General features: G+C 70.0%; 10 protein-coding genes. 3 read left to right on the top strand and 7 right to left on the bottom strand.

What is annotated here, in order from left to right; all coding sequences use genetic code 11:
• Nucleotides 1-65: 65 nt before the first annotated feature.
• The gene (locus ACZ3IJ_RS05620) at nt 66-674 is read right to left on the bottom strand and encodes a YceI family protein (RefSeq protein WP_467466402.1); all 609 of its coding nucleotides are present in this window, start codon (nt 672-674) and stop codon (nt 66-68) included.
• A 220-nt stretch (nt 675-894) separates the two neighbouring features.
• On the opposite strand from ACZ3IJ_RS05620, the gene ACZ3IJ_RS05615 reads away from it, so the two are divergent.
• The 3 genes from ACZ3IJ_RS05615 (at nt 895) to ACZ3IJ_RS05605 (ending at nt 6842) form a co-directional block, all read left to right on the top strand.
• Complete coding sequence (locus tag ACZ3IJ_RS05615) at nt 895-4734, top strand: endo-alpha-N-acetylgalactosaminidase family protein (RefSeq protein ID WP_467466400.1); 3840 nt, start codon at nt 895-897, stop codon at nt 4732-4734.
• A 294-nt stretch (nt 4735-5028) separates the two neighbouring features.
• On the top strand, nt 5029-6612 hold the full coding sequence (locus ACZ3IJ_RS05610) for an acyl-CoA carboxylase subunit beta (protein ID WP_467466399.1): 1584 nt from the start codon (nt 5029-5031) through the stop codon (nt 6610-6612).
• 14 nt (nt 6613-6626) lie between these two features.
• A complete protein-coding gene (locus ACZ3IJ_RS05605) occupies nt 6627-6842 on the top strand; it encodes an acyl-CoA carboxylase subunit epsilon (RefSeq protein WP_391798278.1) in 216 nt (71 codons plus the stop codon).
• 176 nt (nt 6843-7018) lie between these two features.
• On the opposite strand, the gene ACZ3IJ_RS05600 is transcribed toward ACZ3IJ_RS05605, so the two are convergent.
• The 6 genes from ACZ3IJ_RS05600 to ACZ3IJ_RS05575 form a co-directional block, all read right to left on the bottom strand.
• A complete protein-coding gene (locus tag ACZ3IJ_RS05600) occupies nt 7019-7600 on the bottom strand; it encodes a GTP-binding protein (protein ID WP_050791473.1) in 582 nt (193 codons plus the stop codon).
• On the bottom strand, nt 7581-8150 hold the full coding sequence (locus ACZ3IJ_RS05595) for a DUF742 domain-containing protein (protein WP_467466397.1): 570 nt from the start codon (nt 8148-8150) through the stop codon (nt 7581-7583). The genes ACZ3IJ_RS05600 and ACZ3IJ_RS05595 overlap by 20 nt, the downstream gene beginning before the upstream one ends.
• A gap of 93 nt (nt 8151-8243) precedes the next feature.
• Entirely contained in the window at nt 8244-8657 is a 414-nt protein-coding gene (locus tag ACZ3IJ_RS05590) for a roadblock/LC7 domain-containing protein (protein WP_005311461.1), read from the bottom strand.
• 7 nt (nt 8658-8664) lie between these two features.
• The gene (locus ACZ3IJ_RS05585; RefSeq protein WP_467466396.1) at nt 8665-11886 is read right to left on the bottom strand and encodes a sensor histidine kinase; all 3222 of its coding nucleotides are present in this window, start codon (nt 11884-11886) and stop codon (nt 8665-8667) included.
• Nucleotides 11887-12225: 339 nt separating this feature from the next.
• A complete protein-coding gene (locus ACZ3IJ_RS05580) occupies nt 12226-12819 on the bottom strand; it encodes a GTP-binding protein (RefSeq protein WP_352190351.1) in 594 nt (197 codons plus the stop codon).
• Entirely contained in the window at nt 12800-13207 is a 408-nt protein-coding gene (locus ACZ3IJ_RS05575) for a DUF742 domain-containing protein (protein WP_260227791.1), read from the bottom strand. The genes ACZ3IJ_RS05580 and ACZ3IJ_RS05575 overlap by 20 nt, the downstream gene beginning before the upstream one ends.
• Between the last annotated feature and the right edge of the window lie 78 nt (nt 13208-13285).

The following is a 13285-nucleotide window of genomic DNA, read 5'->3' as shown; positions in this document are numbered from 1 at the left end:
GAGGCGGGCGCGCTCGTGGTGCCCTCGTTGGGCGCGATCCGGGATCCGGGATCCCGGACCCGGGATCAGGCGGCGTTCTTGATCGCGGAGATGTCGAAGTTCAGCTTCACCTTGTCGCTGACCACGACACCACCGGTCTCCAGCGCCGCGTTCCAGGTCAGGCCCCAGTCGGACCGGAGGATCTCGGCCGAGCCCTCGAAGCCGACACGCTCGTTGCCGTACGGGTCGGTGGCCGAGCCGTTGAACTCCAGGTCGAGGGAGAGCGGCTTGGTGACGTCCTTGATCGTGAGGTCGCCGGTCATGCGGTACTTGTCGCCGCCCAGCTGCTCCGCCTCGGTCGAGCGGAAGGTCATCAGCGGGAACTGCTCGGCGTCGAAGAAGTCGCCGCTGCGCAGGTGGTTGTCACGGTCGCCGATGCCGGTGTCGACGGAGGCGATCCTGATCTCGATCGAGGCGGCGGAGGCGCCCGGGTTCGAGCCGTCCAGCTGCAGGGTGCCCTCGTGGTCTCCGAAGGAGCCGCGCACGTTGGTGACCATGGCGTGACGCACGGTGAAGCCGATGCTGCTGTGCGCCGGGTCGATCGTGTACTCGCCGGTCAGGGCGGCCAGCGCCGGGTCGACGGGGAGGGTGGCGACGGCGGTGGCGGTGTCGTTCTTGCGGTTGAAGATGCCCATGACGTGCTCCTTGGGGACGGTGCGCGGGTGGCGCGGAGGCTTGTGATGCAGTTCGTTGAACCTTCAACGAGAACGACCATAACCCTATTCCGTTCAACTTTCAACATCCTGGTTCGATGTCCCCCCGCTTGGACTAACCGAAGGGGGTTCTTGGACTGGTGGGGCCGCCGGGGCGCGATCTCGTTGACGGTGTCCTGTCGAACGGGCCCAACTAGTCCCCATGCCCCTCCCCAAGTCGCCAAGAATCCGTGTGGCCTGCGCGCTCGCCGCCGCGTCATCCGCCGTGTTCGCCCTCTCGGGACCGGCCCTCGCCGAGTCGAGGGCGCCCGCCGGGGCCGAGGCCGCCGAGGCCCGCATCGGCTCCGCCCAGCTCTCCGTCGCCGTCGCCGAGGACTTCCCGCGCGTCGTCTCGTACACGGACCGTGCCACCGGCGCCCGCCTCCTCGGCAGTACGGCACCGGTCACCCAGATCGTGCTCAACGGCACCGCGTACGACGTCCGGGTCACCGGCGCGCCCGTCCTGACCGCCTCCTCCGCCGCGTACACCCTGGCCTTCCCGGCCCTCCCGGGCGTCGAGATCGACGCCACGCTGAGCGTCACCGGCCGGGCCACCACCTTCAAGGTGAACGCCGTCCGGGACACCGAGGCCCTCCGGGTCGGCACGATCGACATACCCGGCCACGACCTCGTCTCCGTCGGCTCCTCGGACGCGGGCGCCGAGACCGCCTTCACCCGGCTCGACCCCGACTCCACCCGTACCGCCGACGTCTTCGCCGACATCACGGACGCCACCCCGGCCGAGGCCACCGCCACCGGCGCGAGCTACGCCCTGGTCAACACCGGCTCCCTCGCCGCCGCCGTCGAGTCCAACTCCTCCTACGACAAGCCCTCCGGCCCGAGCGCCCGCGACGGCGCCCGCTTCTGGCACCAGGCCCGCAAGAACGGCGGCGAGACCCGCGTCGGCGTCTGGTCCGGCCAGTGGACCTACCGCGGCGAGGGCGCCCCCGCCCCCGAGAGCGGGGAGAACCTCCCCTGGGCCAAGGTCGTCGTCACCCCCGACGCCAACGGCGACGGACGCGTGGACTGGCAGGACGGCGCCCTCGCCTTCCCCGCCATCGGCATCAGGACCCCGGGCGGCGAGCAGACCCCGGACCGGGTGATCGCCCACATCCCCTTCAACTTCGCCTCCCACGCCACCCACCCCTTCCTGCGCACCCTCGACGACGTCAAGCGGATCTCCCTCGCCACCGACGGACTCGGCCAGTTCGCCCTGCTCAAGGGGTACGGCTCCGAGGGCCACGACTCCGCCCACCCGGACTACGGCGGCAACTACAACAAGCGGGCCGGCGGCCTCGCGGACCTCAACACCCTCCTCAAGGAAGGCAGGAAGTGGGGTGCGGGCTTCGGCGTCCACGTCAACGCCACCGAGTCCTATCCCGAGGCGAAGAACTTCAGCGAGACCCTCGTCGACAGGACCAAGCCCGGCTGGAACTGGCTCAACCAGAGCTACTACATCGACCAGCGCCGGGACATCAACAGCGGCGACCTCGCCCGCCGCTTCCAGCAGCTCCGCGACGAGACCGACCCGAACCTGTCCACGCTCTACGTCGACGTCTACTACACACACGGCTGGATCGCCGACAAGACGCTCCAGGCCGTGCAGGCCCAGGGCTGGAACGTCGCCACCGAGTGGTCCGAGAAGTTCGAGCGGGCCTCCCTCTGGTCCCACTGGGCCAACGACCTGAACTACGGCGGCGCCACCAACAAGGGCCTCAACTCCCAGATCGTCCGCTTCATCCGCAACGGCGAGAAGGACGTCTGGAACAACCACCCGGTACTCGGCCAGACCGCCCTGGAGGATTTCGAGGGCTGGACCGGCGAGACCGACTGGAACCGCTTCTACGCCAACATCTGGCAGAAGAACCTGCCCGCCAAGTACCTCCAGCAGCAGCGGATCACCCGCTGGAACGGTGACGACCTCACCTTCACCGGCGGCGTCCGCGGCACCGTCGAGAACGGCCGCCGCACCTTCCACGAGAACGGGCGCAAGGTCCTCGACGGCGAGAACTACCTGCTGCCCTGGGACGGCGGCAAGAAGCTGTACCACTACAACAAGACCGGCGGGAAGACGAGTTGGGCGGTGCCCGCCACCGGCTCGTACAGCGTCTACAAGCTCACCGACAACGGACGCGTCAGGACCGGGACGGTCCGGCCGAGCGACGGCACGATCACCCTCGACGCCGTCGCGGGACAGCCGTACGTCCTCTACCCCGACCGCGCCCCCGAGCCACGCGACCCGCGCTGGGGCCAGGGCACCCCGGTCGACGACCCCGGTTTCAACGATGCCGGCCTCGACGCCTGGTCCACGACGGGCACGGTCGTCCGTGACACCGACGACCAGGGCCGCAACAGCGCCGAACTGGCCGGCGCCGCAGCCGCCTCCGTACGCCAGCGGATCACCGGACTCACCCCCGGCACGCGCTACACCGCCTCCGCCCTGATCGAGGTCGAGCCGGGCCGGACCCGCCCGACCACCCTCTCCGTCGGCGGGAGGTCGGTCACCGTGGAGCGCTCGTCGATCGAGGACCGGGTCGCCGCGTCCGACTGGAACGGCACCCGCATGCAGCGCGCCAAGGTCACCTTCACCGCCCCCGCGGGCGGCTCCACCACGCTCGGGATCCAGGCCGCGGCAGGCAGCACGGCCCGCGTCCGGATCGACGACGTCCGCGTCGTCGCCAACGACCCGGCGGCCAGGCCCGGAGCGCTCGCGTACGAGGACTTCGAGGCCGTCGACCAGGGCTGGGGCCCCTTCCTCAAGGGCGACTCCGGAGGCACGACCGACCCCCGCACCCACATCGCCCAGCTCCACGCCCCGTACACCCAGGCGGGCTGGAACGGAAAGCTCGTCGACGACGTCATCGGCGGCGCCGAGTCGCTGAAGTCCCACGACGAGAACAGCGGCCTGGTCTACCGGACCGCGCCGTGGACCGTGCCCATGAAGGACGGGCACGCCTACCGCGTCACGTACGACCACCAGTCCAGCCACGCGGGCGCCTACGAGTGGATCACCGGCTACGACCGCGCGGACGGGACCTCGGTGGAGACCCGGCGTACGCCCATCGGGCAGCAGCGGACCACCGGCCGCTTCTCCGAGACCGTGACCGCCGGCTGCGGCGACACCTGGACCGGCCTGCGCAAGCGGGCCGACGCTCCCGAGGGCGCCGACTTCGTCCTCGACTCCTTCACCGTCACCGACCTGGGCCCGGCGCCCGAGAAGGCGGCCTGCGGCACGCTCGCGCTCGCCGCGCCGGAGACGCTGGAGCCGGGGCGGCCGAACCAGGTCACGGCCACCTTCGCCAACGACGAGGCCGGGGCCGTGGACGGCGCCACGGCGTCGCTGGAGCTTCCCGCGGGCTGGACCGCCGAGCCGGCCGCCCCCGTGGCGCTCGGGACGGTCGCCGCCGGCGCCGAGGCCACCGTCACCTGGCGCGTGACACCCCCGGCGGACGCGAAGTTCCAGCCGTACGCGCTCGGTTCGACGCTCGCCTACACCGTCGGGGGGCAGTCGCGGAAGCTGAGCGCCACCGCCACGGTCCGTACGCTGCCCCCGCCGCCCGCCACGGACAGCTGGGCCAGTGACCTGGACTGGACGTCGGCCGCGAACGGCTGGGGACCGGTCGAGCGCGACGGTTCCAACGGCGAGACGGGCACCGGCGACGGCGGACCGCTGCGGATCGGGGGAGTGACGTACACCAAGGGCCTGGGCGCCCACGCCCCGTCGAAGGTGCGCTACTACCTGGGCGGCGGATGCACCTCCTTCACCGCCGAGGTCGGCGTGGACGACGCGCAGACCAGTCGCGGCTCGGTCCGGTTCAGCGTCGTCGCCGACGGTACGGAGAAGGTGAGGTCGCCGGTCCTGAAGGCGGCCGACTCCGCCTGGTCGCTCACCGCCGACGTCACCGGAGCGTCCTACGTGGAGCTCGTGGCCGACGACGGCGGGGACGGCAACGGCAACGACCACGCGGACTGGGGAGACGCGCGCTTCCACTGCGGAGGCTAGGGCGTCCCGCCGTCGGGCCCGGCTCCGGCTTCGACGCCGGGGCCGGGCCCCGCGCGCTGCGCCGCGGATCACGCCGGGTACTGTCGGAGTCACCCACCGTCGTGAGGATCGCTGTAGGCTCACTGGAGAGCCGCTGAAGCCGCTTCTGTGAGATCTCCACAAAGCGAAGGGGCCTCCGGCTGTCGACTCGGCCCGTGCCGGACACGGTTCTGTCTTACTCCACCAGGATTCGACTCGGGAGACTGTACGGAGTCAACGGCAGGATTTCCTTGGTCGGCTTCGTAGGGTCGGTACATGACCGTTGTGGACCAGATCCCGAGCGAGCCGACCGACGCCCGAGGCCGCGTGGCCGAACTGCACGCCCTGCGCGAGGAAGCGCGGCGCGGGCCGAGCGACCGGGCGACCGAGGCGCAGCACGCCAAGGGCAAGCTGACCGCTCGTGAGCGCATCGAGCTGCTGGTCGACCCGGGTTCCTTCAACGAGGTCGAGCAGCTCCGCCGGCACCGCGCCACCGGCTTCGGCCTGGAGGCCAAGAAGCCGTACACCGACGGTGTCATCACCGGCTGGGGCACCGTCGAGGGCCGCACGGTCTTCGTCTACGCGCACGACTTCCGGATCTTCGGCGGCGCCCTGGGCGAGGCCCACGCCACCAAGATCCACAAGATCATGGACATGGCCATGGCGGCCGGTGCTCCGCTGGTCTCGCTGAACGACGGCGCCGGCGCCCGTATCCAGGAGGGCGTCTCCGCTCTTGCCGGCTACGGCGGCATCTTCCAGCGCAATACCAAGGCGTCCGGAGTCATCCCGCAGATCAGCGTGATGCTCGGCCCGTGCGCCGGCGGCGCGGCCTACAGTCCCGCCCTCACCGACTTCGTCTTCATGGTCCGTGAGACCTCGCAGATGTTCATCACCGGCCCGGACGTCGTCAAGGCGGTCACCGGCGAGGAGATCACCCAGAACGGCCTCGGCGGCGCGGACGTGCACGCGGAGACCAGCGGTGTGGCCCACTTCGCGTACGACGACGAGGAGACCTGCATCGCGGAGGTGCGCTACCTCCTGTCGATGCTGCCGCAGAACAACCGCGAGAACCCGCCGACCGCGGCCTCCGAGGACCCGGCGGACCGCCGCTCGGACGTCCTGCTCGACCTGGTGCCGGCGGACGGCAACCGTCCGTACGACATGCACAAGGTGATCGAGGAGCTCGTCGACGAGGGCGACTACCTGGAGATCCACGAGCGCTGGGCACGCAACATCATCTGCGCGCTGGCCCGTCTGGACGGCCAGGTCGTGGGCATCGTCGCCAACCAGCCGCAGTCGCTGGCGGGTGTGCTGGACATCGAGGCCTCGGAGAAGGCCGCCCGGTTCGTCCAGATGTGCGATGCTTTCAATATCCCGATCATCACCCTTTTGGACGTGCCCGGCTTCCTCCCGGGCGTCGACCAGGAGCACGGTGGAATCATCCGCCACGGCGCGAAGCTGCTGTACGCGTACTGCAACGCGACCGTGCCCCGGATCAGCCTGATCCTGCGCAAGGCGTACGGCGGCGCGTACATCGTCATGGACTCCCAGTCCATCGGCGCCGACCTGACGTACGCCTGGCCCACCAACGAAATCGCGGTGATGGGCGCCGAAGGCGCCGCGAACGTCATCTTCCGCAAGCAGATCGCGGAGGCCGAGGACTCGGAGGCCATGCGGGCCCGCATGGTCAAGGAGTACAAGGCCGAGCTGATGCACCCGTACTACGCCGCGGAGCGCGGTCTGGTCGACGACGTGATCGACCCCGCGGAGACGCGGGAGGTCCTCATCAGGTCCCTCGCCATGCTCCGCACCAAGCACGCCGACCTGCCGTCCCGCAAGCACGGCAACCCGCCTCAGTAAGAGGAGCCACAGACGTGACCACGCCTGCCACAGCCGCCAACCTTCTCCGAGTCGAGAAGGGCCACGCCGACCCCGAGGAGCTGGCCGCCATCACCGCGGTCCTCCTGGCCCGCGCGGCGGCCCAGCCCGCCGACGACGCCTCGACGTCCCGCCACGGCCGCTCCACGGCCGGCTGGCGCCGCCTGGAGCGCCAGTCGGGCTTCCGCCCCTCCCACTCCTGGCAGGGCTGACCCCCGCCGCACCGAAGGCCCCGTCTCCGACCGGAGACGGGGCCTTCGCCATGCCCGGGGCTCCCGCGGGGCCCTGGAGAGCCCACGCGGCCGTCTGGAGGGCATGTGGGGACGCGGAAGGCCTCGCGGCACCGGGACCGGTGCGCGAGGCCTTCTCCGTACTGCCGAGGGGACGGCTACCGCAGGCGGGCCATCAGGGCGTGCTCGACCAGGGTGATGAGCGCGCTCTTGGCGTCCGCGCGGTGGCGGGCGTCCGTCGTGATGATCGGCGTGTCCGGGCCGATCTGGAGGGCCTCGCGGACCTCCTCCGGGTTGTACGGCTGGTGACCGTCGAATCCGTTCAGGGCGATGACGAACGGCAGGCCGCTGTTCTCGAAGTAGTCGACGGCCGGGAAGCAGTCGGCGAGGCGGCGGGTGTCGACGAGCACGACGGCGCCGATGGCGCCGCGGACCAGGTCGTCCCACATGAACCAGAAGCGGTCCTGACCGGGCGTACCGAAGAGGTACAGGATCAGGTCCTGGTCCAGGGTGATACGGCCGAAGTCCATCGCGACAGTCGTCGTCGTCTTGTCGCCGGTGTGCGTGAGGTCGTCGATGCCCGCGGACGCAGACGTCATCACGGCCTCGGTACGCAGCGGGTTGATCTCCGAGACGGCGCCGACGAACGTGGTCTTGCCCACGCCGAAGCCACCCGCCACCACGATCTTCGCGCTGGTGGTTGAACGGGCCGCGCCGCCGCTAGAGCTTGCGAAGTCCACTGAGCACCCTTTCGAGCAGTGTCACGTCTGGCTGACCGCCGGCGGCCTCGTCGCCGCCGGGCTGGTGGATGGCGACAAGTCCGGCCTCGGCCAGGTCGGCCACGAGGATCCGGGCAACGCCGAGGGGAATCGAGAGAAGCGCCGAGATCTCGGCCACCGACTTGATCTCGAAGCACAGCTGGCAGATCCGCTGGTGCTCGGGCAACTGCCCCTGCAGCCGTGACGGATCGGCCGTCGTACTGACCAGCGCCTCGATGGCGAGCTGGTAACGCGGCCGGGTCCGGCCGCCGGTCATGGCGTACGGGCGCACGAGCGGGTTGTTGTTCCCGCCCTGCCTGCCCGCCGCGCCACGCGAACCGCCCCCGCCGCCCGCGTTCCGCTGGGCGGCGGGGCCGCCCACGGGTGCCTGCGGTGCCTGCGGGGCCTGATAGGGCTGCTGCATGCCCTGTCTGCTCGGGGCAGAGGGGAAGTTGAACCGGTTCTGCGCGGTTTCTCCCTGTGCGTGCGCGTCAAAACCGTTGTACGGGTGTCCGCCCGGGGGTGTCCCCACGTCTCCTCCTCCGACTGCCTCGCGGTCCATGTCCCTGTGGAGCCGCGCCACCGCACCTTACGGTGCGGTGGCGTGAAACGCACTGTCTGTCTGTTAGTTGAGAAGACTTCCCTGAAGTTCCGCCCGGAGGTCAGGCGTCAGAACACTGCCCGCGCGGTCGACGAGCAGAGCCATCTCGTAGCCCACGAGACCGATGTCGGCCTCCGGGTGCGCGAGAACGGCCAGCGAGGAGCCGTCCGAGATCGACATGATGAAGAGGAAGCCGCGCTCCATCTCCACGACGGTCTGGTTGACCGCACCGCCCTCGAAGATGCGGGACGCGCCCGCGGTCAGCGAGGTCAGTCCGGAGGCGACGGCCGCCAGCTGGTCGGCTCGGTCCCGGGGGAAACCCTCGGACATCGCCAGCAGGAGTCCGTCGGCGGAGACCACCACCGTGTGGGACACCCCGGGGGTGTTGTCCACGAAGTTGGTGATCAACCAGTTCAGATTCTGCGCCGCCTGGCTCATGCTCACACTAACGCTCCTGGTTGTAGGTACTGCCCGGGCCGAGGCCCGATCCGTTCGTGTCCGTTCCCGCGGTGCGACCCTGCTGCACACCACGGCGCAGGTTGCTCAACCTGCCCCGCACGTCCTCAGGAGCGCGGGAGACCTGGGGGCCGCCCTGCGGGGTCTGCTCCGCCGTGCCCTCGACCAGATTGGCCTTGGGGACCCGCTTCGGAAGACCGGAGGAGGTGACCCCGCCCGCCTTCGGGTCGCGGAGCTTCTCGGCCCGCTGCCAGCGCTCGTCGTTCGTCGAGCGCCACTCTTCGGAGCCTTCGGCTTGGTTCTGCTGCGCCGCCGCCGGTCGCTGGGCCGACTGCTGGGCCGTCCGCGTCGACAGAGGCTGCTGCGTGGGCTGGGAGCCCTGCGGAGCGCTGCTGCCACGACGCGGCAGACCGGCGTCGGTCAGCGCGTGGCCGGCATCCGGGGTGGGGTTCGGAGTCGAACCCGGACGGTCGAAGCCTACGCGCTCGGGAGCCGCTTCGGGAGCGCCAGGGGCAGATTCCGATTGCGTTCCGTACGACTGTTCGTAGCCGCCCTGGTATGCGGCCTGATCCTGCCACTCGCCCTGCTGTGCCTGGGACTCGTAGCCGTTGTCGTACGCGACGTGGCCGTTGTCCTGAGCCGGATAGCCGGATTCCGCATAGGACTGCTCGGGGTAGCCGGCAGCGGGCTGCGCATAGCCGTCGTAGCCCTGCTCCTGGTAGGCGTAGCCGTCGTGCGGGGCGGCCTGCTGCTGCCCGTACTCCGCGGCGTACTCCTGCCCGTACTGCTGGTCCTGCGCGTACTCCTGCTCGCGCTCGTGCTGGACGTAGCCCTGCTGCGAGGCGTCGATCTCGTCGCGGAACAGGGGACGCTCGCCGCCCTGAGCCTGCGACTCCAGAGCCGCCCTGCGCTCCTCGCGCATCAGCGAACGGTTCACCGGGTCGAGCTGACGGTCGTCGGCCGGCTGCTCGTAACGGGAGTCGTCGAAGCCCAGCTCCGCCGCCGTCCGCATCTGCGGCTGCGCCGGCTCGAAGGCGTGCTGCTGCTGTTGCGGGATGATCTGCGAGACCGTGAAGTCGTTCTCGGGGAGCTGCTCGCCACCACCACCGTGGGTGATCGCGTCGGGCAGCATGACGAGCGAGGTCGTACCGGCCTGCTCGCCCGAGGGACGGAGCTGGACACGGATGCCGTGCCGGTCGGCCAGTCGGCCGACCACGAAGAGGCCCATGCGCTGCGAGACGGCGGCGTCCACGGTCGGCGGGTTGGCCAGCTTGTGGTTGATGTCCGCGAAGTCCTCGGCGGTGAGGCCGATGCCCTTGTCGTGGATCTCGACCATCACGCGGCCGTCGGGCAGCCGGGTCGCGGTGACGCGGACCTTGGTCTGCGGGGAGGAGAACGTGGTGGCGTTCTCCAGGAGCTCGGCGAGCAGGTGCACGAGGTCGGTCACGGCCTGGCCGTGGATCTCCGCCTCGGGGACACCGGCCAGCTCGATGCGCTCGTACTGCTCCACCTCGGAGGCGGCGGCGCGCATCACGTCGACCAGCGGGACCGGCTGGTCCCAGCGGCGGCCCGGCTCCTCGCCGGCGAGGACCAGGAGGTTCTCGCCGTTGCGGCGCATACGGGTGGCCAGGTGGTCCAGGCGGAAGAGGTTCTCCAGCTGGTCCGGGTCGGCCTCGTTGTTCTCCAGGTCGGTGATGAGGGTCAGCTGGCCCTCGATCAGCGACTGGTTGCGGCGCGAGAGGTTGGTGAAGATCGCGTTGACGTTGCCCCGCAGCATGGCCTGCTCGGCGGCGAGCCGGACGGCCTCGCGGTGGACCTGGTCGAAGGCGCGGGCGACCTCGCCGATCTCGTCCTGGGAGTCGATCGGGATCGGCTGGACACGGGTGTCCACGCGGCCCGGCTCGGTCCGGGAGAGCTGGTCGACGAGCATCGGCAGGCGCTGCTCGGCGATGGCGAAGGCGGCGGTGCGCAGCTCGCGCATCGAGCGGCTCATCTGGCGGGCCATCATCCCCGCGAGGATGAACGCGGCCAGCAGCGCGATGACGACGATGCCACCGGTGACCCACGCGTCGGTCTTGGCGTCGGAGGAGATGTCGGCGGCCTCGGTCACGGCCTTGTCGACGAGCTCCTTCTCGACCTCGGTGTAGCCGTCGAACTTGCCGGTGGCGACCGCCATCCAGGTCTCGGGCGTGATGCCCTTCTTCTGGAGGTCCTCGATCGCGTCGGCGTCCTTGGCGGAACCGATCTCCTTGGCCATACCGGTGAAGACGGAGCCGTCGGGGCCCTTGGGCAGCGTGATGCCCGCCGCCTCCATCCTCTTGGCGCCCTCGGCGGCCTTGCCGGCCATGACTTCCTTCAGGCGGTCGACGTCCGCCTGGGTGCCACCGGAGTTGTACTCGCCGAGGGCGATCTGCTCCAGGTAGTTGTACGAGTTGAACGCCACCGACTGCTGGGCGAAGACGTCGCCCTTCTGGCTGGGGCGGACCAGGAGCTGGGTGCCGATCGAGCGCTGGAGCGACGCGGCGCCCTTGGCGAGCTGGACGGCGTAGAGCGTACGGCCGTAGGCGGTGACGTTGCCGGTGCCGAGCCCGAGCTCGTTGGAGAACTCCATCAGGTAGTGCTGGACGCCGGTGTACCCGAGCTGGGTGTTCACCGGGTCCAGGGCCCGCGTGTACGCGGCCTGGCGGAGCTTCTCCAGCTTGGGTATCTCGTCCTGGAACAGCCGCAGGCGGCGCTCGAGGCCCTCGCCCTCCGGCATGTCCTTGACGGCCTCGTCGAACTTGACCTTGGCGGCGTCGGTGGCGGCGTACGCCTGGGCCACCTCGTCGCTCTTGCGGTCCTCGGCGGACTTCGCCGTCAGCAGGGGAGCGGCGGTCAGGTCACGCTCGTTGAGCAGCGCCTGGCTGTACTCCGAGGCGGCTCGCACGATGAGCGCCGTCTTCTCGGCGTTCTGCGCCTCCTGCCAGGTGTTGATCGCCCCGTTCACCTGGAAGCCGCCCATGACGAGGCCGACCAGCACGGGTACGAGCAGGATCGCGTTCAGCCTGGTCGGCACGCGCCAGTTGCGGGGGGACAGCTTGCTGGAGCTCCCCTTGCCGCTGGTGGCGGCGGGCGTCGCGGGCACCTCCGCGGGAGGCGCCACCGTACGCGCAGGCGGCGTGAAGTTGCCTCGCGCCTGCTGCTCCGCGGAGCTTTCCTTGCTTCGCCTCACTCGACCAACAACCTCTCGGCGTCGGCACCTACGTTGTGCCGGTGTTTCGTTCAGGGCCGTACTACTCGGGAGTTCATGAATTGCAGCACGTGAAGGGGGTCCCCTCCAAACGTCGCTGAGCTTCGGTTTTCGTCGTCTGAAGCCCCAGATAAAACGGGCATAAAGAACGAGCCCCGCCAAATGACGGGGCTCATGTGAGCGCAGTGGTACCGATCGGATGCGTCGGGTGTCCGTCGCGGCACAATTCTCTGTCGAAACGTTATGAACACGGGGGCGGACCGTGGCAAAGGACACAGGCCGCCCCCCAAAAGGCGTACGACAACTTCCGTACGCGTTCTCCTACTTGAGTCGTGCCATCAATGCGTGCTCCACCAGCGTGATCAACGCGCTCTTGGCGTCGGCACGGTGACGGGCGTCGGTGGTGATGATCGGGGTGCCGGGGCCGATCTGGAGGGCCTCGCGGACCTCCTCGGGCGTGTACGGCTGGTGCCCCTCGAATCCGTTCAGGGCGACGACGAACGGCAGGCCGCTGTTCTCGAAGTAGTCGACGGCCGGGAAGCAGTCGGCGAGGCGGCGGGTGTCGACGAGCACGACGGCGCCGATGGCGCCGCGGACCAGGTCGTCCCACATGAACCAGAAGCGGTCCTGACCGGGCGTACCGAAGAGGTACAGGATCAGGTCCTGGTCCAGGGTGATACGGCCGAAGTCCATGGCCACCGTGGTGGTGGTCTTGTCGCCGGTGTGCGTGAGGTCGTCGATGCCGGCCGAGGCCGAGGTCATCACGGCCTCGGTACGCAGCGGGTTGATCTCGGAGACGGCGCCGACGAACGTGGTCTTGCCCACGCCGAAGCCGCCCGCCACCACGATCTTCGCGCTGGTGGTCGACCGGGCCGCCTGAGGAGCGGAACCGCCGCTAGATCTTCCGAAGTCCACTGAGCACCCTTTCGAGCAGTGTCACGTCCGGCGTACCGCCGGCCTCTCCGTTGCCCGGCTGGTGGATGGCCACCATGCCCGCCTCGGCCAGGTCGGCCACGAGGATCCGGGCCACACCGAGCGGCATCGACAGGAGTGCCGAGACCTCCGCCACCGACTTGACCTCGCGGCAGAGGTGGCAGATGCGCTGGTGCTCGGGGAGCAGGGTGGCGAGGTGCGCCGGGTCGGCCGTGGTGCTGACCAGGGCCTCTATGGCGAGTTGGTACCGCGGCCGGGTCCGGCCGCCGGTCATCGCATAGGGCCGGACCAGCGGCTGGTCGCCCTCATGTCCGTACGACTCGTCGAGCGAGCCGCCGTACGGATCGTGAGAGGCGGGGGGCGGGGTCATGAATCCTCCGGGCGTGACGGCACGAGGTCATGCCGTTCGATGGGGCCGGTGGGGGGCCGGGTGGGGCGGCCGGACGGT

The sequence above is a fragment of the Streptomyces sp. NPDC013317 genome (genome assembly GCF_055563155.1).
The sequence above is the reverse complement of the archived record's forward strand: the minus strand, read 5'-3'. Positions and strand labels throughout refer to the sequence as shown.

Bases quoted from the DNA above. Each gene is read 5' to 3' on its own strand.
- ACZ3IJ_RS05620 (WP_467466402.1), bottom strand. From the start codon at position 674: ATGGGCATCTTCAACCGCAAGAACGACACCGCCACCGCCGTCGCCACC.
- ACZ3IJ_RS05610 (WP_467466399.1), top strand. From the start codon at position 5,029: ATGACCGTTGTGGACCAGATCCCGAGCGAGCCGACCGACGCCCGAGGC.
- ACZ3IJ_RS05590 (WP_005311461.1), bottom strand. From the start codon at position 8,657: ATGAGCCAGGCGGCGCAGAATCTGAACTGGTTGATCACCAACTTCGTG.
- ACZ3IJ_RS05575 (WP_260227791.1), bottom strand. From the start codon at position 13,207: ATGACCCCGCCCCCCGCCTCTCACGATCCGTACGGCGGCTCGCTCGAC.
- ACZ3IJ_RS05615 (WP_467466400.1), top strand. From the start codon at position 895: ATGCCCCTCCCCAAGTCGCCAAGAATCCGTGTGGCCTGCGCGCTCGCC.